Here is a 22540-nt window from a genome sequence, read left to right as displayed (position 1 = left end):
AGAATCAGCCTGCCTTCTGCAGGGGTGCGGAGGCGTCCTTGTCCTGCTTTTCGGGAGCCTTGGGAGCTTTGACGCTCTTGCCGTCGACCCATTCGCCGCGAATGAGGGTGACGGCTGGGTTCTGCAGGGGACCGACCTGCTCGTTGGCCAGCTTGGACTTGAGCAGGTCAACGGCAGTGGCTCCGATCTTGCGGAAGCCGATGCGCACCTGGGCGATTTCGCCGGTGTCGTCGGTAGCGGGATTGAGGGCGGCGAAGCTGAGGTCCTCGGGAATGTTGAAACCCGCCTCCTTGAGCCACTGGTAGTGCTCCACGTTGGGGCTGAGCACCACGTCCGGCTTGCCCTTCTTCACCCACTTCACCAGGGCGTCCTTGGTGATCTCCTTGCTGGAGAGGATGGGGACCCGGTCTTTCGCGGGCGTATTCTTCTGATGCCAGAGCAGGTAGCTTTGGTAGAGGTGGTTGGAGCGTTCGTCCTCGGAGTCTGTAATGCAAAATCCGATACGCTTGAAACCTTGGTTCATCAAGCTGGACACGCCCATGTGCATGGATTGGTAGAAGTGAGGATGAACTTGGTTGTATCCAAGTTTCGCTGCTACGCCGCAGGTGGCGACTCCGGTGAAATTTTCTTCCGGCAAGGAAAAGACGTCGTGCAAGTCTTCGACCGGGAGGACTACGATGCCGCGGATGCCGCGCGTTTCCAGGATTTGCACGATGCGCTTGAGGCGCATGCCCGGTTCGTGCAGCCAAAAGTCTTCCGTCTTGAATCCCAGTTCCTCGGCGCGTTGCTTGACGCCTTCGCGGATGAGGAGGGAGTCTTTGCAAAGTTTCTTCAAGGGGGCCCGCTTCGGGTTGAGGATGGCGATGACGGGTTCTTCCTTGCTGATGTCCCGCTTGCGCAGGTAGCGCATGAGCTCGGTGAGGTTGGGGTCGGGGGTGTAGCCTTGGCGCTTGGCGATTTCCTTGATGCGCTCGCGAGTCTCCGGAGCCACGCGAGGGTGATCTCGCAGGGCCATGGATACGGTCATGCGGCTTACGCCGGCTTCTTTCGCGATGGTCTTACAGGATGGTTGTACTTTGTTCATCGTTTTTTGGGGGCTAGTTCGTTGGGGTGTTTGATTGGGTTTCGAGAAGCGTTTTAGGGGCTGCGCGGTAGTGACGAGGGGTGAATGCGTCAGCCAGGAAGGGGGCGTTTACGTTAGCGGCGGAGGAAGTTTGCTGTGCGGCGTGTTTCAATGCTTTGGATACGTTCAAACGAGGGAATTGAGTGACGGAAATTTGGATACGGCCGTTTTTTTCAAATGGGACTCGCGTATGGCGTCGAGCACGTCGGTTCCGTAGTAGGCGTCCTCCACGCTCGCGCGAAACGGAACTCCCTCCAGCAAGCTGCGAGCTACGTCGCGGTAGATGTCGGCCTCGTCGCCGAAGCGCTTGCCGTGGATAGCGAATTGGGAACGCTTCGCATCGCCGCTTTGGGCCGGATCTTTCTGCAGCAGCGTGATGGCGCTTCCGTCGGATACGATGGTGCCGTGGGTGCCCTGGACCAGGAAGGAGGGCAAGCCCTCCATGGCTTGGGCGTATTCGGCGATGCCGAGGATGCCGTTTTCGAATTCCATGACAGCTAGAAAATTGTCGTCCCCGTCGCCACCGTTGATCGCTTGTTGTAGGTGTCCGGAAACGCGGCTTACGGGGCTGTCGGCGAGGTCCAGCAAGGGCTGCACGATATGGGCTCCCCAGTTGTTGAGGTAGCCGCCGCCGTACTTGAGGTGGGTTTGCCAGTCCGAGCGCTGGCTGAATTGGGCGATGTAGCGACGGATCGCGAAAACGCGGCCGATCGCCCCGTCGGCGACCAGTTCCTTGATCTTCGTGTATTCGGGCGACCAATACATTGGTATCCAAGGAAAGATGCGTTTGCCGCTTGATTGCTGGGCCTGCATCATCTTTTCGGCCTCGATGGCGTTGAGGGCCCAGGGCTTGGTTACCAGAACGTTGACTCCCGCTTCCAGAAGTTCGCAGGCGACTGCGCAATGCGTATCCGAGCGAGTGACGATGGCGGCCAGTTCGAGGTCGGAGCGGGCCGCGAGCAGTTCGCGATGGTCGGGGTAGCTCTCGCAGGAGAGGTTTTGCCGAGCGTAGTTGCGACGCTCGGGCGAAAGGTCGCAGGTGGCGACGAGGTCGAATTCACGGTTCGCTTGGATTCCGTATGCGTGGGAGAGCTCTCCGCTTTGCCCGAAGCCGACGATGGCTGTCTTGATACTCATTGTAAGAACGGTCCTGGTGGTCGCGCCGGACGATAGTCGCCGACAGGCAAAGAACAACGCGGGCACCCGTAAGGTTAAATAGCGAGCTGCGCTTTACTGTAAAGCGCTTTGCGCGGTCGAAGGCGCGGTCAAAGGGTAGGGAGCCTTGTTCGCGGGCGGAGCGGGGGCTTTGTTGGCAAATCGTTCCGTTGGTTTACGGATTACTGTAAAACGGCAAAGGGTTAGTGGAGACCGTGGGAATGCGGATAGTGCAGCCTCGAACGCACGCTACATTACCACTAAGCACGAAGCTTGAAGCTAGGAAACATCATCGAAAACCCCGTTCCTCTCTCTAGGTTGTCTTCGAGTGGAAGATCTTCTTCTATCGAGTTTCTGCGCGTGGCAGTCGGTTAGCATCAAACAATCGAAATCAAATATCTAATATGCGCTTAAATAACAAACTTGGACTAGTGCCTCTGGCCTTTGGTCTGTTTACGGGGATTGGCAGCTACGCCCAAAATTCTACCCTGTCAGAAGGAGACGACGACGACGAAATATTCGAGCTGTCTCCTTTTACTGTCAGTAGCCGCGAGGACAATGGCTACTACGCGACTCAGACCCTTGCGGGAAGTCGCTTGAAGACTGCAACGAAGGACCTGTCGGCTTCGCTCTCCATCGTCACCGAAGACTTCATGAAGGACACCAATGCAACGGACTTGGAAGGAGTCCTGTTGTTTCAAGCCAATACGGAAGTGAGCGGCCTGGGCGGAAACTTTTCCGGATCCCAGGGAGCCGGCACCGGCTTGGTTATCGGCGAACTGGCCCGCGACAATACTTCAGGCGGCGTGACGCGCGTACGCGGTCTGGCTTCGGCGGACCTGACCCGTGACTACTTCCGCACCGACATCGCCTTTGACGCCTACAACATCGATCGCGTCACGGTACAGAGAGGGGCCAACGCGGTTCTTTTCGGCCTCGGCAGCCCCGGCGGCATCGTGAACAACAGCCTCATCAAGGCCCGCATGTACGACTTCGGCCACGTGAAGCTGAAGACGGACGAGTTCGGCACTCTTCGCGGCGAATTCCGCTACAACAAGGAAATCGTCGAGGACAAGTTTGCCATCGTTGTTGCTGGCCTGAAGGAAGACGAGAAGTACGAGCAGAAGGAAGCCTACTACAACGACGACCGCCTCTACTTGAGCGCCCTGTTTCGCCCATTCGACGACACCTTCTCGATCCGCGCCAGCATCGAGGACGGCGAACGTTCCGGAGCCTCGCCGCGGGCCATTCCTCCCGGCGACTTGATCTCCGGCTGGTACGATTTCGGCAAGCCCATCTACGATACGCCTACCGAAGCGGCCGACGCCTACTTCGAGACGGAGGGCATCAACGGCCTCGCCAACAGCCGCCAGATCGTAGCTCCGCTCGGTTCGCTCGGTCCGACGTACTTCTTCATGGATCCGAACAGCTCCGAGCCGACCTACGCGGGACGCATCTACATGCCGACTAGCTTCGTGGACGGAGGATCCGACACGGCGGCCGGTTCCTGGTACTCGACCATGCTCTCCATGCGTCCGATCAACTACACCATCCAGCAACTCGGCATCTATCCGGACGGTACGCCCATCCCGTACGCCGGCAGCGGTTCGCTCTACGACCAATACACCGGCGCCCAGATCACGGACCGCAGCATCTTCGACTACCGCAAGCACCTCCTGGACGGCGGCCTGAGCACCAGCTTTTCGGACTTCCAGCAGTACAGCGTTTCCATGGAAAAGCTCATGTTCGACAATCGCTTGGCCTTCGAGCTCGCCTACAATTCCGAGGAATTCCAGGAAGGGCAGTTCAACATCCTGCGCGGCGACCCATCGGGCGAATCGATCATGATCGACTTCAACCCGTACCTCGGCATCTCCGAGGAAAGCACTGGCGGGGAACTGATCCCCAATCCCAACTACGGCGGCGTCGCGGTGGTCAGCCGAGCCGAAAACGGCATCAGCTGGGCGGACCGCTCGTCCTTGCGTGGCACGGTCGGCTACGATTTCCGTTTCTCCGACTTCTTCGAGGAAGATTCCTTCTGGGAACGCCTGCTCGGCCACGCCGACCTGACGGGTGTCTACCAGGAGCGCGAGCTCAGCACCGAGGAGTTCTACACGCGTGATTCGCCGGACATCTCCGACATGGTCGGCGCCGTCGGCACCATCGACACCTGGGGCGGCCGTCTCGGGCAGTACCATGCCTTGAGCATCCCCGGCCTGCCGGACGGAATGAGCTTGCTGGACTACAACGACATCTCGGAGTTGGGCGGCATCAACATCCAGCCCATCAACGGTTCCCAAGTGCTGCCTTCCAGCGGGACCTTCCAGCTGTTCAACACGGCGACCCAGACTTGGGACGACGCGGTCATCAACACCTACACCGCCAGGGCCGGCGACTACGAAAACGTCACCTTCAGCGCTTCCAAGAATCGCGAAAAGATCGAGTCCAAGGTGCTCAACGGGATCTTCTACCTGTGGGACGACAACATCGTAGTTCAGCGGGCTTGGAGAGAGGACACCGTCAAGAGCGTCGGAGTCGGCGCTCCGGGCCGTTCGGACTACTCCAGCTTGGACAACCTCGACGCGGACAGCTACGTGCTGGGCGATTACGGAGATCCGACTTCCGGCCAGATCCGCACCTGGGGCGTGGTGATGCACACCCCTGACTTCCTGCTCGAGCGCTTGAAGAACTGGGACGTTTCCCTGCACTACGGCACCGGCGAGAACTTCCGCGTGACCTCCGGTCGCAAGAACGTGCTCAATGGCGACATCACGCCCGAAACCGGCAGCACCAAGGAAATGGGCTTCTCCCTCACGTCCCCGCAAGGGAACTTCCTCGCGAAGTTCAACTGGTACGAGACCGGCACGCTCTACAGCTCCTATTACACCAGCGCCGTAGTTGCCCCGGAAAACATTCTGGTTAACCTCGCTCGACAGCTGGACAACCCGGACAACGTCGACCAAGGCTTCACGGCGGCCGACGCCCAAGCGATGCTGCCGGAGCAAGGAGTCATCGACCTGCAAGGCGTGATATTCGATTGGGCCAACGCGGAGGCTACCTCCAACGCCAACTCCTTCCGCAACAGCACCCAGGACACCTTGTCCAAGGGCGTCGAAGTGGAAGTGTTTTACAGCCCGACGGACAACTGGACCAACGTGATCAAGGTTTCCAAGCAAAAGACCAGCTTCGACAACACCTCTCCCGTGCTCACCCAGTGGTACGAAGAGTTCGTGAAGCCGACTTGGATCGACAGCGACTTCGCCCAGAACTACTACATCAACGACACCTCCGACACGACCTTGGCCCAGTACGCCGAGCAAGCCATCGCCATCCCGCTGCAAGCTTCCAAGCAACTGGACGGTTCGCCCGCTCCGGAGCAGCGCGAGTGGAGCGTGATCGCGACATCCAAGTACCGTTTCGAGGACTTCCTCGGAGACTACAACATATCCAACTTCGAAGTAGGCGGTACCGTACGCTACCAGGACGAGGCGATCATCGGATTCGCGGCCACCACCAACGTGGCTGGCCAGGTTATTCGCGACCTCTCGAATCCTTACTACACGCCGTCCGAAACCTACTTGGACATGTTCGTCAGCTTCGATACGAAGGTGTTCGAGCAAGACCTGTCCTTGCAGCTCTACGTTTCGGACCTGACCGACCACACGGACCTCGTGGGCATCTACGCGAATCCCGACGGTTCGCAGACCTACCGCATCTCGGAAGGTCGCGTCGTATCGCTGTCCGCGACCTACAGCTTCTAGGTCGAAGATTTAAGCAAGGCTCGCTTCCGCTGCGGCGGGAGCGGGAAATCGCAATTCAAGAAGGCGAGGGCGTTGAGCTCTCGCCTTTTTTGCGCGTCGGCGCCACGCGAGCGAAGCGCCTCGCAGAGGGAATCGATTTTAGCCGTAAGAGCGATTTCTCGGCTGTGCTTTTAAAACGAATACAAGCGTTCGCCGCGTTTCTACGCGCTGCTAGGCAGGCGCAAGCGCGCGGAGCACGGCTCGCGGCTTAGCCGTTTCAGGCCAGCAAGTTGCTAGATTCGGCCCATGGCGCCATCGTTCCATGGGCGAGCGACTTCTGCTTCGGTCTTACGGATTACCGTAAAACAGTAAAGAGTTAGCCGGGCAGGGCCCTCGTCAGCTAGGTTTTACCCATATTTAACCCCCGCCCTCATTTGATGATCGAGTATCGTCTTCCCTGAAAAGGGAACCCCTTGTCGGAACGACCCCTTATTCCGACACCGAACGTCGAAACGTTCCTCGGCTCCTGAATAGGGCAACGAGAATTACCCCGTAACCCCTTATACACCCCTAACCTCAACCTACAATCTACGTAAGTTACGTTTGACTATGAGCCTACAAAAAATACTCGGACTGAGCCTCATGGCGTCCAGTCTACCCGCGTTTTCGGGACTATATGCCCAAAACGCCGCCTCTGACGATGAAGAGGTCTTCGAGCTTTCGCCTTTCTCGGTGGATGGCTCGCAGGATGTTGGTTATCTATCGACCTCGTCCCTTGCCGGCACGCGCCTCAGCACCAACATGCGAGACATTGCGGCGTCCGTCTCCATCCTCAACGAGGACTTCCTGGACGATACCGGTTCCAACACGATCGGCGACGCCCTCCTGTTTACCCCGAACACGGAAGTATCCGGGATCAACGGCAACTTTTCAGGCTACCAATCCTCGGCGGGAAACGCGATTCCGGAAACGGAAACGGACCGTCCTCAAGGCGGAACCTCCCGCGTACGCGGCTTGGCCGAGGCGGACTTGACTCGCAACTACTTCAACACGGAAGTTCCCTTCGACACCTACAATACGGAACGCGTGGAAGTGCAGCGCGGCGCCAACTCCGCGCTCTTCGGCATCGGCAGTCCAGGCGGTATTGTAAATAACACTACACTGCGGGCGAACCTGTATTCAGATTTTGGACGCGTACGCTTGGAGACGGACGAGCACGGTACGCGTCGCGCTTCCTTCAGGCACAACCATGTCATCATCGAGGACAAGCTCGCCATCCGCGTGGCCGGCCTCATGGAGGACCGCGAATACGAGCAAAAGGAAGCTTTCCTCGAAGACGAGCGCATCTACGCGGCGGTGACCTGGAAGATCAACGAGAACCTGCGGGCCCATGCGAGCATCGAGGCCGGTTCCCGCCACTCCGCCAACCCGGACCAGACGCCTCCCAATGACGGGATCACGCCTTGGATCGAGATGGGCAAGCCGATTTCCATGGGAGGAGCCGACGGTTCCGATCTCTGGCGCAGCTCGGGCGACTTCGTGCCCGGCGTCGCCAACAACGCCTTCCTCGATCTCGCCGGCCCAGGAGCGTCCAGCGGCTTCGTCAGCTACTTCAACAACACGGACGTGGCGCCTTTCTTCGGCGGCAACACCTTCATCCGAGCAAATCGCGGCGCTCCCGGCGGGGACGTCACTGGCGAGCTGATGCTTTTCCAGCCCCGTACTCGCGAGGACATCATCCGTCGCTCCGGCCACTACCCCGACGGCACGCCGGTCGAGGCAGGCACGGGAGGCTTCTACATCGGCGGCTTCGTGGCGACCCAGCTCACCGACACCAGCATCTTCGACTATCGCAAGCACCTCTACACCGGTGGGGCCCACTCCCAGAACTCCGACTGGAGCGTGATGGATGCCGCCTTGGAAGGCTCCTGGTTCGACAACCAGCTCGGCTTCGAGTTGGCGATGTTCAAGCAAGAGCAGTTCTCCAAGTCCTCCAACCCCTTGCAAGGCTTGAGCCAGCGCACGATCTACATCGATCCCAACATGTATCTCAACGCCACCGTAGACGGCACGCCGGACGGGGCCTTGGTTCCCAATCCGCACTTCGGCAAGCCGGTAATCGGCGGCTGGTGGCAGGGCAACAACCTGTCCGCCGATCGCGATTCGACCCGCCTCACCGGCTACGGCGAAATCCGCTTCGAGGACTTCATGGACGAGAGCAAGCTGTCCCGCATCCTCGGCCGCCTGAAGTTCACCGGCGTACTGCAGGAGCGCGAGCTGCGCGATTCCGAGTCCTACGGTCGCTACAAGATCGATCCCAACTCGGTCGTGCAAGCTCTTCAGGGCGACACCCCCCTCAGCTTCGCCACCATCCGCACCGGCAGCATCTTCGAGCTGCCGCATAATCCCAACATCGACTACCTCGCTATCACTTCCCTCGACGACCTCAAGGGAGCGAACATTGGCGGCGTGCCCTTCGGGCAGGAGCGGGATCGACCCGTGGTAGGCGGTACCTGGACCGGGTGGTCCCAAAGCGCCGGCGAATACGTCGAGTTCGACGCCACCACCTACAACATGGACGACGGCGGCAACTATCCCGCTTCCTTCTTTGCCGGCAAAGGCCTCGAAGAGCTCGAGTCGCAAGTGGTCGTGGCCCAGCACTACCTCTGGGACAACTCCATCGTCCTGATGGGTACCTGGCGCAACGACAAGCTGAGCAGCACCTCCATCAGCGCCCCCGGCGGCGTGGGCATCACTAGCGAAGGCGATAGGCTCTACGATCCGACCTTCCAAGTGGGACCTCTCGCGGAAGACCTGGAGGAAGACGCCAACGATGACACCACCTCCTGGAGCGCCACGGTGCACCTGCGCGACATGTTTGGCGGCGACGTGCCGGACATCTCCCTCTACATGACGGAGTCCGACAACTTCCAGCCTAGCGGCGGCCGCGTAAACGTCTTCAACGAGTCCATCGCTCCGGTAACCGGTTCCACCGAGGAGCAGGGCATCATCTACCGCAGTTCGGACGGCAAGATCTCCGCTCGCTTGAACAAGTACGAAACCGGCATCCTCAACAACACCTTCGACGCCGGCGGCGTTTCCGCCAGCGAAGGCATCCTGAAGGGTCTCGTCGAGCAGCTCGACAATCCTGCCAACACAGTGCAGGGCTTCACCGCTGCGGATGCGCAAGCGGTGCTTCCTCCGCAAGGCGTGATCGACGTCAATGGTTTCGTGCCAGACTGGACGAACTTCACTGCCACGACCGATCGCAACTCCGGCGATACCGGCACCCAGGACTTCACCGCGAAAGGTTACGAGCTCGAGCTCGCCCTCAATCCCAACGAGCGCTGGACCACCATGGTCACCGTAGGCAAGCAGCAGACGGTTCTCTCGAACATCTACCCGACGCTGCGCCAGTACGTTAACGACTTCGTCATTCCAAATTGGGTCAACAGCGATTTCGCCAAGAACTACTACATCGACGATCTCGGCACCAAGACCTTGGCCGAGCAAGCGACTGATGCGATCGTCACCCCTGTAGCGGCCGCCCTGACGCAGGAAGGCATTCCTTCGATCGAGCAGAGAGAGTGGCGCTTCAACCTGAACACCAGCTACGGCTTCGAAGCTGGTAGCGGATCCATCCCCGACTTCCTCGGCAAGTTCACCGTGGGTGGCGGCTACCGCTGGCAGGACAAGGCCGGTATCGGCTTCGGCATCAGCGAAAACGAGTTTGGCGATATGGACTTCGATCCCAACAAGCCGTTCTACGCCGGATCCCAGGACTTCATCGACCTGTTCTTCCGTTCCGAATACAGCTTGAAGGACGACCGGAGTCTGGCGGTCCAGTTGAACATCAAGGACCTCTTCGACAACGACGACCTGGTGCCCATCTACGCGAATCCGGACGGCTCCATGGTCTACCGCTTCATGCGCGGACGCCTGGTATCGCTCTCCGCCACCTACGAGTGGTAAGCCTCGAGCGTATCCAAAAATTTAGGTAGTAGCTTTGCAATAGGGGCTCCCGCAAGGGAGCCCCTATTTTTGCGTTCGTAACCCTTTTCCGGGGAGCCGCTCTCGAGTGCAGGGCTGGCGCCATGGGAGGCCTCCTTACAGCTAAGAGGGCAATCCCACTGCTTTAGAAAATGGCGATCGCGCTGCGGCCTGCTTAGAAACAAGCCTGAGACGCGGCTCAGCAGCCGTAGCGTTCCAGGATGAGGCCGATGATGCCGAACTGGTCGGTGAGCAGTCCTTCGTAGCCGCAGGGACGATCGTCCCAGTAGCGCCAATCCAGACCGCTTTTGCAGCCGCCGAATACTTCCGCCTCGGCAAAACCTTCGCAGAGCTCTTCCAGCAGCGCGTCGGCTTCCGCTTGCAGGCCGACTGCGTAAAGGCCTCGCAGGAAATGGCGGGCCTGGGCATGAGTGCGGCCTCCGTTTTGGTAGTAGCCGAACGGATACCCTTGGATAATGTCGGAAAGGTCGTGGTCCGGGATGGAACGGAGATTGCCCGGGAGGCCAAGGCGAGCGGATGGCATGCCGACCGCTTTCGCATCTTCGAGCAAGCCGCGCATGGCCTTTTTCGCTGTATCCATTTCGAGGAGACCGGCCGCCACGGCAGCTCCGTTGCAGGCTAGAAAGGCGTAGTCGTGCCGTTTTCCTTCGCGACAAACCCAGCCTGCCAGCCAACCCGTTTCCGGGGTGAGGAAGGTGGGAGCGTAGGCCCGTTTGAGCTTCTCTTTCCACTGCGTGAGCGGATCCTGCCAATGGGCGAGGGGAGAGTGCGGCACCGCTTGGCAAAGGTGGGCCAGGGCCTCGTAGAGCAAGGCATTGGAAAAGGCATCTTTCCAGCCGTAGGAAATCACGTCGTACCAGCAGGTGCTCCACTGCAGCGAGCCGGATGTGCCGGTCCGGTAGGCGCTCTCGACGAGGCCGTCGCCATCTAGGTCGCGCGCCTGCATCTCTTGCAGCTTGCGCTCGATGGGGAGGGCGTATTCGCGTTTCCACTCGAGGGTGGCGGACTTGCGCAGGTACTCCGCCAGTCCGAGTAGGGCCGCGGTACCGGTCATGAGGTATTCGTCCTCGCCGGAGTGCAGTTCCCCTTGCTGCTTGAGGTTGCCGCCTGCGTAGCCGGGACCGCCGTCCAACCAGCGTTCAAGAGAAAGGCGCAGCAGGTCTTCGCTGCGCAGCCCAGGCTGCAGCTCGCCCATGCGTAAGCACTGGCAGGCCCAGGTATCCATGGAAATAGGACAGTGGATCGAGGCCCCGTTGTTGCTCAGCGTTGCGGTATCGGGACGAAAGTTAAGGCCCGTAAAGCCAGCTTGCCGCAAGGCCGCTCGGGCGCTGGCAGGCGCCTCGGGGATCAATGGAAAGCTCGGGTGGGTGACTTCGAGAATCCAGCTCGCAGGGTGGCTCCCAGCCTCCAGCAGCCAATCTCCTTCCGGACAAGGGCTTTCGCCGGTTTTCAGTTCGAGCTCGATGCGGTCCCTCGGTCGGAAGACCTCCAGCCTGGCGGAGGTTGTTCCTTCCGCTGTCATGGCAAGGCTGCCTTGAGTGGGAGCGTGCAGGATGGCTGGGCTTTGGAAGCTGCCGCTTTGGCCGCGGGGGTCGACTTTGGCAATCACTTGGCTCGGAGAAGTCGGAGCGTGGAAGCTCATCCTCCACGCGGCGCTATTCCAAGCTCGCAAAGGCTTGCCCGACTGGCGCAGGGAGGTGAAACGCAACTTGTCGGGCAGCACCGTCCACTCGAGCCGGTAGCTCTGGTCGCAGCGCTCGTTGCGCAGCTCGTAGACTAAGGTGTTGGCTTTTACGGAAACGCTGCCGGTGAAGCGAAAGCGAACCGCCGGATCGGCAACCGGCGTGTCGCCGAGCGGACTGAGCATGGGGCCTTGGTGGAAGGATCCGGGGCCAACTTGCAGCAGGTTCGTATCCGTTTGCCCCTTACCGGACTGGTCGATTCCCAAGTGGGAAAATCCACTGCGGCTAAGGTAGAAACCGACCTGCAGGTAGTCGGATCGGAAACGGATCTGGCCGTCCTTGCGTTCGGCTCGCAGGCCCTCAGGGAGTCCGGCGAGATCGATGGATTTGGTTTCGATGAGGGTTTCGTTTCGCGGCGCGATGGGGTCGTGCAGCTCGCCGAGAACCGTAAAGGCCTGGGCGGCGAGGTTCCAAGGGGTCCACCAATCGTCGATGCCGCAGCGGCGTATTTCCAGAATGAGGCCGTAGGTATTCAGCTCGCCCAGTTCGATCCATTCGATTTGTCCTTCTTCCTGAGGCGGCAGGTCCTGCAGGTAGGCGAGCTCTCGCCAATCCCCGTTTGGCGTATCGAGCGTTAGGATACGCAGGTCTACGATCCAGTCGTTCTCCTGGTGGCTTCCGCACTTGTGGTAGCCTTGGGCGCTTTTGTATCCAACTCTCCTTACGGTCGCTTTCCCGCTGGGGGTGAAGGCTCGGCAGTGGATGATGCGCCGGGCGGGGGCGCTGTCTTCCGACGGGAGCGGAGCGGTCCAGAGCGAACGGCATTCCGACAAGGTGCGGAAGGAAAAGAGGTCCCCCATGGGGGGATCGAGGTCAGGCGTGTCGAGCAGGTTGTCGGACTGGAGCATTATGGCAGCAGGTCTTGTTTATAAAAGTTGAAGCCAATCCGCCTGCGGGTTGGTAGCGCAGAGCGGATTGGCTTGTTGGATCCCCGAGTTCTTCTCTAACTTAGCAGTTGATTCCAGGGACGCGCCACATGTAGTCGGGGTCGACAAACGGTTCGTCCTCCTCGCGTCCTTCCATAAGGGCGATTTTCTTTTCGAGCAGCTCCTCTAGGTTGGACCCGTAAATGAAAGTGGTTTCGCCCACCGCGGACTGGATCATCCACTCGGTGGTAGCCGTGCGCACGTGCTCGAGCAGTTCGATGGCGTTCTGCTTTTCGTCGAGCACGGTGAGCTTGGTCAGCTCACGGGCCGCGGCCTTGGCCTGCTCGTCGCTTGCTTCCATGTAGCCGTGCACGCCTTCGATCCAGGCCGCCACGTTGCGTTGGGTGCGGAACCAGTTCTTCATGGGCGTGAAGCGGTCCAGCAGCACGGTCCAGACCTCGCGGCGCTGGGAGCCTTCCGGAGCCCGGTTGCGGGCGTTGCGAGCCAGCTCGATGGCTTGCTCGATGGCGGGAAAGACGTTGTCGGTGATGGCGTGGCGACACTTGTTGCCGTACTCCGGAGTGCAGAAGTCGAAGTTGACCTCGCGCCGGAAATCGACCCGCACGCGATTGTTGGCGTGGCCGAGGTGGAAGTTTTCGTAGAAGGCGCGGTCTTCCTCGCTGAGGGCCTCGAAGTTGGGCACGAAAGGCCGTACTAGGATCCGGTACCAGGTGCTCCAGAAGGACAGCACGCTGACAGGGGGCGGATAGCTGCGGTAGGCCTCGTCCACCAAGAGCCAGGCTTTCACCAGCAAGTCGGCGTCCTCTTCGCCGATCCAGCGCCGGGCGGCCCGCTTGAGCACCGCGTCGAGCGGCAGCTCGGGATCGGCCTGGAACGCCCGCAGGACTTCCTGGTTGATGTTGTAGGGGGCCAGCGATTCGGGCAGGGTGCCGGTCATGTTGGCCACGTAGTCGACGCCTTGCTGCCGCAGGTCGCGGAGCTTTTCCCACATCAGCTTGGGATAGGGAACGGCCTTGATGGGCTCCAGGTTCCAGAAGGCGCCGGAATTGATATAGATGTGCACGTTGGAGCCCTTGGCCTGGATGGCGTCCATGTGGCGACGCTCCTTTTCGTGGAACTGGTTGAAGAGCCCGGTGAACATGAAGTCGTCGGCCCAATCGTATTTCGGATGGTGGTAGCCGCCTTCGAAGCCTTTGGTATCCAGGGTACTGGTCTCGAATTCGAGCCCGGGCTCGAGGTTGGCTCGCAGGTGCTCCTGCTCCGCGTAGAAAACTTCGTTCTTGAGGATGCAGCGAAAGTCGGGGTTCACCTTCCGGCCCGCGGTCCGCAAGGTTTTCATGAAGCGCAGGATGTTGTTGGCGGCTGCTTCCACGATCTCGTTTTCGCCCTTCCACTCGCGGATCTCGTAGCCGCCGCCATTGCGGCCGACGTAGAGGGAGGCGGTGTACTCGAAGCCCGCTCCGCTGTCGTTGGACCAAATGGACATGAAGTCGATGTTGGGCGCCGCCCGCATGATCTTTTCCAGCATCTCCTGGTAGTGGTCGAGCACCACCGGGTGGGACGTGCAAAGGTTGTAGCGCGGACGGAAGCTGCGCAGCGGATGGTCGACGCGGGCTCCGCGCAACATCGGGTAGCGCTCGAGCAGTTTTTCCGATACGGAGCGTGGTTCGAAGCAGACCAGTCCGGCTCGCAGGCCGTACTTCTCGGCAAGCTGGGCGGAGCGCACGAGCTTGTTGAGGTTGGCCTGCAAGTAGTGGTAAGGGTAGATGCCCTTGTTCAGCTTGCTGTATACGAACTGGTCGAGCGCGGCGCAGTAGGTGTAGAACAAATACAGCAGTTCGCCGGGAGCGTTTTCCTCGGCCGGGAAAGTCGTTGCCAGGCCGTTGACTTCCACATGGGTGAAGCCGAGCTGGGCCATTTCGCGAATATGGTCTTCCGCGTCGAAATCCTTAGCGGTACGGGCGTGGTTGTTGAGCAGGGAATCGTAGGAAGGACGCAGGTTCTTGAAAGTCGCTTGGCGGACTTCGCCTTGGGCCAATTCCTGGACCTCCCGATCGCCGAAATCGTGCAGGAACTGGTAGGCGAGCCGGTAGAGGAACCAGGTGTGGGAGGCGTAGAGTTCGATACCGGAGGCTTCGCTGGCCCGCAGGTACATCCACTCCTCCTTGCCTTGCGGATCGACCTTGCGCTCTGCTGCTTCCGCGGGAGTGAGCACGGCTACGGTGACCGGAATGCCCTTGGTTCCTGGGGCGGATCCCGCCTCAGGAAGGTGTTGCTGGAGCAGCGCTGCCGCGGTCTTTTCCACGGGTAGGCTGTCGTGGACGGTTTGGATGTCGCTGGCGCTTTGAAAGAGTTCTGAAAGCTTCATTTTTAAGTAGGCCTCGTTTGAGATTGTCGCCGGGAAGGGGTCCTGGGGCATGAATGAGGAGCCCTATCCGACCCTAGGTGGAGAGGGGAATCGAGAGGGTTTTGAGTTTACGATAAAGTCTGGGACGAGGCGGGCGGAAACGGGTGGCCTAGCCTAACGGCGGCAAGCCGAGGGAGGCCGCCAGCTCCTGCGGACTGAATCCGCTTGCGAAGGGAAGCTGGTGAAGGTCCGCGGTAGGGATCTCGCCCTTCGCGATCTGCAAGGTCGCGGTGCCTGCGTCGTCCCGCTGGTAGAGCTCCGGATGTCGCTCGCAGAGCAGTTCCTGCACGGAGCTTGGAAATTGCGAAAGGCCGTAAAAGTAGTGGTGACCGTTGCGCTCGACGCTGGCGTTGCCGAGCAAGCTTTGCATGGCGAGGTCTTGCTGCAGGGAGACGGGACCGATGTTGCAAAGGTCTTCGCCGCTCATGAATAGCTGCGTATCCGAATTTTGGTTGCGGTATTCGATGAGGCAGCGATTGGCGATGCCCTTGAAGATGCCTTTGCAGTTCTTGTGGCTCACCCCGCGATAGCCGCAGTCGATAGCATGGCGGAAGGTTTCCGGCCCATCGTCGGATTCGTCGATAATCACCGGCGGCGTTGCGGACCCGTCCGGCAGCCGGCCGATTTGGGTGGAGGAAAGGGCGCTTTGGCGGGAAAGGGGTTGCTCGATGAAGCGTACGTTTTGCAGCAGCGGACGCAGCTTAGGCTGAGCTTGGGCGGCGCTCCAGAAGTCGGCGAACTGGCTCCAAGACTCGAACTGCTCGTTCCCGTCCAAAGAAAGCGCGTAGCCGCTGGGGCAGAGCCGGGCAAAGATATCAGTCAGGGCCTGCAAACGGGCCAGGTCTTCGGGCAGCCGTCCGTTGATCTTCACCTTAAACTGGGAAAGCCCGTAGCGCTGGATCGCTGTCTCGAGGGATTGCGGCAAAGCGTCCGCTACGCGATCCTCGGCGGAGATATCGGCTTCGAGCAGGGGATCGCCGAAGCCCACCGTATGCCTTGCCTGGATACGCGGCAAGGGCGCGGAGGGAAGCAGCTGGGCGGCGGAGAGGCCGTAAAGTTCGGGGTGCAGCGGGCCGAGCTCCACTTTCAGCTTTTCCGTGAGGAGAAACTGGGAGAACGGTTTTTGCTGGAAGCGAGCGAAGGCGTCCAGCAAGGCCCGTTCCACGAAGGTGGTACCGAAGTTGGCGAGGAGAGGCGGGATCTGCTGCCCTTGGGCCCATTCGAGCTGCAGCCGGTAGAGCTGGTCCCAAAAGGCAAAGGGGATTTCCGCCTCGAGCTTGGCCGCGGCCGCGAGGGCATGCTGCAGGACGGATTTCATTTCCTCGATTTCCGCATCGGGAGATTGTTGGGGGTCCTTCTTGAACCAACGGGGCGGCAGCAGGTCCGAGGCGAATCCCCACTGCGTATCCGCATTGTCCTTACCAAACCGGAACTTGAGAAACACGAAGGCGACCGGCAGGTGGGTCATGGTCGCAATTCCGTAGCGGAAGGGCATACGGGTGTTGATAGGCAAAAAGTGGATACGGCTATCGATGAGTCGGATCATGGTTTCGGGGTGTGGTTAAGCTCTTCCAAGGAACTGCGTTTCGAGGGCGTCTTCGTGGATGGAGTCGCCGACCCGTTTCACCTCGAAGGCCCGAGCCTGGGGCCGGGAGCTCACGATGGCGACGCGCTTGGTGCCGTGATAGTGGGCGGCGACGCCGTCGTCGAGGGCGATGCCATCGCAAATCTGGCCCGATTTCAACAGGGCGTGGTAGGAGCGGCGGCGTTCGGCTTCGCCATCGTAGTGCGGCGAGCAGCTGCCGGGCAGGAAGCCGAGGCAATCGATGGCGGTGAGCATTCCGGTGGAATCGGTCTGCCCTTGCTGGAACCAGCAGATGGCGCCGGCGCTCAGCCCGGCCAGCACTACGCCGCGTTCCCAGGCTTCCCGCAGCAGCAGGTCCATGCCGCTGGCCTTCCAGATGGCGAGTTGGTTGCGGGTATTGCCTCCCGTCACGTAGAGGATATCGCATTCCGCGACTTCGGCCGCAAGATCAGGGGGCTGGCGAAAAAGGGGCAGGTGCTTCGGTCGGCAAGGGAGCTTGTTGAAGGTCCGGTAGAAGCGCGAGATGAGCCAGTCGGAGTCGCCGCTCGCGGTAGGGAGCAGGCCGACGGTGGGCTGTTTTTGGGGCGAAGCGGCTACGATGTAGGCGTCGAGCAAGGGATTGTCCGGCTCCATGGAAAAACCGCCTCCCCCCATGGCGATGATTTGCTTGCGAATCATGATAACGTAAAAGCGGAACCCAGCTAGGGCTTGTTTGTGAGCGGCACACTCTAGTTCATGCCCGGGCCCGAGGCGAGGATTTGCCAGCGAAGTTTTCGTTACCGTAAACCGGAAGTTTCTTTCAATTTCCCGGGCTCATCTCTCAAGTTGCTTGGATGGGAAATATGGATCGGAAACGTTTTCTTAGAACGGTCGCGGCCGGCGGAGCAAGCGCCCTGGCGGGAGCCAAGGTTTTCGGGGCGAAGCTGACCCCGCAAAAGAGCGCGGGCTCGAGCGGCTTGGCGGTCGGCAACTGGGACGAGGTGCGAGCCTTGTTTCCGCTGCGTTCCGAGGTGACCTACTTGAATACGGGCGGTCTGGGGCCGGCCTCCCAACCCGTGTTGGACGCGGTCGCGGAGCAGTGCCAGCTGCAGGGTCGCATCGGCGAGCACTACCACAAGCTTTTCGCAGGGGCTCGTGAAAGCGCGGCGGCTTTCCTGGGGGCCAAGCCGAACGAGATCGCCTTCGTGCGCAATGCCTCGGAAGGAAATTCCATCATCTCCAGCGGCCTGAAGTTGCGCAAGGGCGACGAAGTGCTCTTCGAGTCGCACGCCCATCCTGGCGGCTCCTTCGCTTGGATGAATCGCCAAAAGCTGGATGGCGTAAAGGTGAAGATCTTCGAGCCGTCTTCCCGCAGCGTGGAGGAAAACCTGGAGCGACTCTTCGCCAAGGTGACCCGCCGCACCCGCGTGATCCAAGTGAGTCACGTGACGGCCACTACCGGATTGATTTTCGATATCCCGGCCATCGCGGCGGAAGCGAAGCGGCGTGGGATCTGGTTTCATGTGGACGGGGCCCAAAGCGCCGGTATGTTTCCCTTCGACGTGAAGGATCTTGGCTGCGATTCCTACGCGACCAGCGGCCACAAATGGCTCAACGGACCGATCGAGACTGGCATTCTCTATATCGCAGCCGAGCGAAACGACGAAGTCGTATGCAGCCACATCGGAGCGTATTCAGATTCGGCCTACGAACTGCCGGACACTTTGGAGTACGCGGCAGCGGCGACTCGCCACGAGTATGGCACCCGCAACGCGGCTAGTGTCGTAGGGCTCGAGAAAGCGATCGCCCTGCAGGAACAGATTGGCCGGGAACGGATCGCCGAGCACGGAGCTCGCTTGTCGGAGCTGGTCTCGCAAGGCTTGCAGGAAATCAAGGGCGTGGAGCTTCTCAGCCCGCTCGACTCCGCCATGCGTAGCTCCATCCTGACCTTCCGGGTGCCGGGCGTCAGCTGCATGGATGTGAGCAGCCGCTTGTCCAAGGAATTCAAGTTCCGCACCCGCGTGGTCACGGAAGAGGATCTCAACGGGGTACGTGCTTCCTGGCACGTGTATCATCAGGAAGCGGACGCGCTTCGCTACGTGGATGCGGTTCGCTCCACCGTAGCGAGCTTATAAATACGTTCTACTCGACCTCGACGATGAGGTCGATTTCGACGGCGGCGTTGAGGGGAAGCGAAGCGTAGCCGCAAGCCACCCGAGCGTGCCGTCCTCGATCTCCGAATACCTCGACCAGGAGGTCCGAACAGCCGTTGATCACTTGCGAGTGCTCGGTGTAGTCGGGCGTTGCGTTGACCATGCCGGATACCTTGACGATTCGCTTTACCTTGCTGAGTTCGCCGAGTTCAGACTTGAGCGTTGCGATCAGGGCAATGGCGGTGAGTCGGGCCGCGTCGTAGCCTTCCTGCGTGGCGAGGCCGTCGCCGAGCTTGCCTGTCACCAGGGCCCCATCCTCCCGCTTGGGCAGATGCCCGGCGAGGAAGATCAGATTGCCGGAGCGCACGGCGCTGACGTAGTTGGCTACGGGCGCGCTTTTGGTGACGAGCGTAATGTCGAGGGCTTGGAGCCGGCTTTCCGGCGTATCGGCGCAAGAGGCGAGCGATAGGCAGGAGAAGGCGACCAAGGTAGATGCGATGAGTCGTGATTTCATGGATACGTGATTTCGTGGTGCCCGGGGGCGAGCTGAGTGAGGCGAGTGGTTTCGCGTTGCGGATTGGGCCAGACGATCTCTACCGCGCTAGCGTGCGTGGCGCGGCCGAGCCCGAAGTGGATGAGAAGCGGGTGCTGCTTTCCGGCATGACCGCCGGGACCGAGGAGTTGTCGCGCTTGCGTGACCTCGGGCGTGCTGGGGTCGCCGTCCAGGTCGGCGGTCAGGCGGACGATGGCTCCGTAGGCGTCGCGGCTGACGTTGTCTTCCGGACTGCCGACGAGGGTGAAGGTAATGGAATGGTTCTGTTCGCTGGCGGGGTTGAGGAAAAGGCTGGCCCGTCGTTCCGGAGCTGCGTCTGCCGGGTGGTTGGGGGGGAGGGCCCCGCTGGCGACGGAGGCCGCTTGGCGCTGGTCTTGGGTCAGGCGATTGAAGCTCTGGCCAACCAGCAAGTCCAGGTCGCCGTCGAGATCGACGTCCGCGAGGGAAGGCATGCCGGCCCCGATATGGTCGATGCCGAGCTGGGCCGTGCGATCGGCGAAGCTCCCGTCGGGCTGCTGCAGGAAAATTCGCAGCCGTTCTTCGTAAGGCGCTTCGTCGGCATAGTCGGAGGAGCAAAGGATCAGGTCGAGGCGCCCGTCCTGGTCGAGGTCGGCCAACTCCGCGAAGATGTCGCCCTGGTTCTGGCGCACGTGGTGGTACTGCCACTTTTCGCCCGGGCCCGGTGGCTCGGGAAGGCGGTCCACCGAAAGTCGCTCGGACTCCTGGAAAGCGACCGTTCCGCTGTCGGCGAATTGGTTGACGAGAAAGCGGGAGCGGTCCGAGGAGTCGCCTGCCCAAGCGTGGAAGATGGTGCTGACGAAGAGGTCGAAGTCGCCGTCGTTGTCGATATCGCCCACTGCGACGTCGAAGGTGTTCCCGTTGGCTCGGAAAGGAGGCTCGTCGGGACGCAGGGAGCGCGGTTTGTCGTTGGCGAGCTCGAGCGGCCACTTTTGGTGACGGCCATGGCGAATCGCGTCGCCGTCTACTCCGGCTTCAGCGGCGATGTCGCGGCCTTTGAGGTGGCGCACGAGGTGGGCGGCCAGGGCTTTGGGCTCTTGCAGGATGAAGGGCGTGGCGGGATAGTCCTTGAGCTCGCGCAGCGGTTTGCGCGTATCCATCTTGTAGAGACGGTTCCAGCGGCGGCCGTAGTTGAGCTCGACGAGCATCGGCAAACCGTCGTCGAGGCGGGCGAAGGCCGTACCGTAAGTCGGACGTCCCCCTAGGTCGGTCGTGTAGTCGGTGGGGGCGGTTTCGTTGGGCAATGGCCAGCGAACGAAGGCGGGGCTGCCTGCGGGAGGGCGGTATTGCAAAAGGAGGTCGTTGGCAAAGGCCTCGTATCCAGAAAAGTAGCGCTCGTACCAGTTGCCGATGAAGAGATCGGGCAGTCCGTCTTCGTTGACGTCGCCGACTGCGATGGAGCAGGTGGTCGCGAGGCTTGCGGCGGGAATCGGGATTGGGGCGCCGAAGGAGCCGTCGCCTTTCCCCGGCAGCCAGGCGCTGGTTTTGGGGGCCTCCGCAGGCGGTGCGTAGTTGCTCTGGTAGATGTCGAGGTTGCGGCCGATGAGAGCGTCTTGCTTGCCGTCGTTGTCGATATCGGCGAAGGCGATAATGTCGGCCTTGCTGAGGAGCGGGAGGCCTGTATCCGTTTTTTCGATATAGCGAAACCCGAGTGGCGACTTGGGGCGGGCTAGGTTGAGAAAGATGCGGGGAGCGGAGGCGCTGTTGTCAGGCAGGATAACTGCGTCCGGCCGTCGGTCCTGGTTGAGGTCGACGAATTTGAGTCGGGACGCCTCGATGCCGTCGAGTCCGGCGCTTGCGGTGGCGCGCTCCCATTCGCGGGCAGTCGCCTGCGTGGGGGCTACGGCGACGGCGATCAGGGCCAGCGCGGCGGGGGCGAAGCCTTTTAAGAGCGGGGCCATACCGAGCTAGGCGGAGTCGAGCTGCTTGATGGTTTCGAGGTAGATCTTCAGCCGTCGCAGCTCTTCGCGGGTAGATTCTAGGACGGGAAAGACATGGGTTTCGATTGTGAGGAACGGAAGGGCTTGGTCCTTGATGACGGCCTGCAGCTGCCCGATCCAGTTGACCCCGCCGTCGCCTACGAGGCGGTTTTCCCACTTGTCGGGCGGGATCGGGATGGTGTCCTTGATGTGCATGTTTTGCAAGTAAGGGCGGACCCGTTCGTAGCCGATCGGGAAGGGGACCTCGCCCACCGTGAGAGCGTTGCCCGGGTCCCAATTGATACCGACGTGGTCCATGCCGATTTCCTCCACGATGTCGGCGGTAGCGGCCCCGGTGTCGCAAAAGGAGCCTGGCTCGTTTTCCACCGCGAGCTTGAGATTGTATTTCTTGGCCACGCTGGCGGCTTCCTTGAGCAAGGAAACGGCTTGCTCGCGATCGGAGCCGGGGCCCCGCATGAAGCCGAAGACGATCACGGTGGGAGCCTTGAGGCGGACGGCCATTTCGCAGCTCAGCGGCAAGGTTTCGTCCAGTTCCTTGCGCACGCGGGCAGGATCGCTGAGGTCGATCTTGAATACGCCGGGAGTGACGGCGGTCACCTCGATCTCCCCGGAGTCGACCTTCTCCTGCAGGTATTGCTCGCGGCCCGGTTTGAAGTAGGGAATGCGATGTTCGTAGTCGTCGATGCAGCGGATTTCGTACTTGCGAAAGCCGAGGGCGGCTCCGTGCTGGAGCGCTTCTTCGATGTCGAGAGAGATCTCGTCGGAAAGGATTGAGAATTCCATGTAGCGTTAGGGGAATGGGAAGTTGGAGCGAGCTTCCAAGGTAGGGCAAGAGGACGCTGGGGAGCCAGTTGCCAAGTCGCTTTTCGGTAAAACAAGAGGACCGACAGTCAGGCGGCAGGAAGAACCGCCCGCTCTTCTCCGATCGGCATAGTCCCTTACCTACTCGAGAGCGGTTCTGAGTCGGTCCCAGATGCTTCTTTCTACCGACAGGGGAAGGAGGAGGCCCTGTCCCATCTGGAGTTCTTTTCAAACATTACGGTTTGACCTCTTTTGGTGTCCCGCGGTTTGCCCCCTTTTGGTGTCCCGACGATAGCCGAGCTGATGCGCGTAGGCTAGTGCGGAGCGCTGGCCGAAGTTGTAAGGAGCGACTTGATGGCCTTCATTCTTCTTCAAATGCTGGATCTAGGTCCCTAGAGCCTCGAAGTATCCGAACTATGCTTACTTGTGAAACTTCTCGAACAAAG

The 22540-nt window shown here is 60.6% G+C and carries 12 protein-coding genes; 3 read left to right on the top strand and 9 right to left on the bottom strand.

Translation table 11 applies throughout. The features are described from left to right. Nucleotides 1-4: 4 nt before the first annotated feature. Nucleotides 5-1084 (bottom strand): LacI family DNA-binding transcriptional regulator, encoded by a 1080-nt coding sequence (locus QEH57_RS20665; RefSeq protein ID WP_309008686.1) that lies wholly within the window; start codon nucleotides 1082-1084, stop codon nucleotides 5-7. A 165-nt stretch (nucleotides 1085-1249) separates the two neighbouring features. Further along, nucleotides 1250-2260: a Gfo/Idh/MocA family oxidoreductase gene (locus tag QEH57_RS20660; RefSeq protein ID WP_309008685.1), complete on the bottom strand. Its 1011-nt coding sequence runs from the start codon at nucleotides 2258-2260 to the stop codon at nucleotides 1250-1252. Nucleotides 2261-2709: 449 nt separating this feature from the next. Between QEH57_RS20660 and QEH57_RS20655 the strand changes: the two genes are divergently transcribed. Together QEH57_RS20655 and QEH57_RS20650 are read left to right on the top strand one after the other, a co-directional pair. Beyond that, nucleotides 2710-6039, top strand: coding sequence for a TonB-dependent receptor plug domain-containing protein (locus tag QEH57_RS20655; protein WP_309008684.1), 3330 nt, complete (start codon nucleotides 2710-2712; stop codon nucleotides 6037-6039). Between the two features lie 588 nt (nucleotides 6040-6627). After that, nucleotides 6628-9990 (top strand): TonB-dependent receptor plug domain-containing protein, encoded by a 3363-nt coding sequence (locus QEH57_RS20650; RefSeq protein ID WP_309008683.1) that lies wholly within the window; start codon nucleotides 6628-6630, stop codon nucleotides 9988-9990. 217 nt (nucleotides 9991-10207) lie between these two features. Here the strand turns inward: QEH57_RS20650 and QEH57_RS20645 are convergent, their stop codons facing one another. From QEH57_RS20645 to QEH57_RS20630, 4 genes are all read right to left on the bottom strand, one after another. Beyond that, complete coding sequence (locus QEH57_RS20645; RefSeq protein ID WP_309008682.1) at nucleotides 10208-12619, bottom strand: hypothetical protein; 2412 nt, start codon at nucleotides 12617-12619, stop codon at nucleotides 10208-10210. Nucleotides 12620-12719: 100 nt separating this feature from the next. After that, on the bottom strand, nucleotides 12720-15026 hold the full coding sequence (locus QEH57_RS20640) for a hypothetical protein (RefSeq protein ID WP_309008681.1): 2307 nt from the start codon (nucleotides 15024-15026) through the stop codon (nucleotides 12720-12722). A 148-nt stretch (nucleotides 15027-15174) separates the two neighbouring features. Continuing rightward, nucleotides 15175-16611, bottom strand: a complete 1437-nt coding sequence (locus QEH57_RS20635; protein WP_309008680.1) for an enolase C-terminal domain-like protein — start codon at nucleotides 16609-16611, stop codon at nucleotides 15175-15177. Nucleotides 16612-16626: 15 nt separating this feature from the next. Beyond that, nucleotides 16627-17328 (bottom strand): peptidase E, encoded by a 702-nt coding sequence (locus tag QEH57_RS20630; RefSeq protein WP_309008679.1) that lies wholly within the window; start codon nucleotides 17326-17328, stop codon nucleotides 16627-16629. Between the two features lie 164 nt (nucleotides 17329-17492). Between QEH57_RS20630 and QEH57_RS20625 the strand changes: the two genes are divergently transcribed. Then, entirely contained in the window at nucleotides 17493-18764 is a 1272-nt protein-coding gene (locus QEH57_RS20625) for an aminotransferase class V-fold PLP-dependent enzyme (RefSeq protein WP_309008678.1), read from the top strand. 7 nt (nucleotides 18765-18771) lie between these two features. On the opposite strand, the gene QEH57_RS20620 is transcribed toward QEH57_RS20625, so the two are convergent. The 3 genes from QEH57_RS20620 to QEH57_RS20610 are packed head-to-tail and all read right to left on the bottom strand — an operon-like array spanning nucleotide 18772 to nucleotide 22076. Further along, the gene (locus QEH57_RS20620; protein WP_309008677.1) at nucleotides 18772-19296 is read right to left on the bottom strand and encodes a RidA family protein; all 525 of its coding nucleotides are present in this window, start codon (nucleotides 19294-19296) and stop codon (nucleotides 18772-18774) included. Next, a complete protein-coding gene (locus QEH57_RS20615; protein ID WP_309008676.1) occupies nucleotides 19293-21254 on the bottom strand; it encodes a CRTAC1 family protein in 1962 nt (653 codons plus the stop codon). The genes QEH57_RS20620 and QEH57_RS20615 overlap by 4 nt, the downstream gene beginning before the upstream one ends. 6 nt (nucleotides 21255-21260) lie before the next feature. Continuing rightward, on the bottom strand, nucleotides 21261-22076 hold the full coding sequence (locus tag QEH57_RS20610) for a sugar phosphate isomerase/epimerase (protein WP_309008675.1): 816 nt from the start codon (nucleotides 22074-22076) through the stop codon (nucleotides 21261-21263). Between the last annotated feature and the right edge of the window lie 464 nt (nucleotides 22077-22540).

The organism is Pelagicoccus sp. SDUM812005 (assembly GCF_031127875.1).
Taxonomy (GTDB): domain Bacteria; phylum Verrucomicrobiota; class Verrucomicrobiia; order Opitutales; family Opitutaceae; genus Pelagicoccus.
The sequence above is the reverse complement of the archived record's forward strand: the minus strand, read 5'-3'. Positions and strand labels throughout refer to the sequence as shown.

What these genes read in the sequence shown, in the direction of transcription:
- QEH57_RS20665 (WP_309008686.1), bottom strand. Translation starts at nt 1,084, where the DNA reads ATGAACAAAGTACAACCATCCTGTAAGACCATCGCGAAAGAAGCCGGC.
- QEH57_RS20660 (WP_309008685.1), bottom strand. Translation starts at nt 2,260, where the DNA reads ATGAGTATCAAGACAGCCATCGTCGGCTTCGGGCAAAGCGGAGAGCTC.
- QEH57_RS20650 (WP_309008683.1), top strand. Translation starts at nt 6,628, where the DNA reads ATGAGCCTACAAAAAATACTCGGACTGAGCCTCATGGCGTCCAGTCTA.
- QEH57_RS20645 (WP_309008682.1), bottom strand. Translation starts at nt 12,619, where the DNA reads ATGCTCCAGTCCGACAACCTGCTCGACACGCCTGACCTCGATCCCCCC.
- QEH57_RS20640 (WP_309008681.1), bottom strand. Translation starts at nt 15,026, where the DNA reads ATGAAGCTTTCAGAACTCTTTCAAAGCGCCAGCGACATCCAAACCGTC.
- QEH57_RS20635 (WP_309008680.1), bottom strand. Translation starts at nt 16,611, where the DNA reads ATGATCCGACTCATCGATAGCCGTATCCACTTTTTGCCTATCAACACC.
- QEH57_RS20630 (WP_309008679.1), bottom strand. Translation starts at nt 17,328, where the DNA reads ATGATTCGCAAGCAAATCATCGCCATGGGGGGAGGCGGTTTTTCCATG.
- QEH57_RS20625 (WP_309008678.1), top strand. Translation starts at nt 17,493, where the DNA reads ATGGATCGGAAACGTTTTCTTAGAACGGTCGCGGCCGGCGGAGCAAGC.
- QEH57_RS20620 (WP_309008677.1), bottom strand. Translation starts at nt 19,296, where the DNA reads ATGAAATCACGACTCATCGCATCTACCTTGGTCGCCTTCTCCTGCCTA.
- QEH57_RS20615 (WP_309008676.1), bottom strand. Translation starts at nt 21,254, where the DNA reads ATGGCCCCGCTCTTAAAAGGCTTCGCCCCCGCCGCGCTGGCCCTGATC.
- QEH57_RS20610 (WP_309008675.1), bottom strand. Translation starts at nt 22,076, where the DNA reads ATGGAATTCTCAATCCTTTCCGACGAGATCTCTCTCGACATCGAAGAA.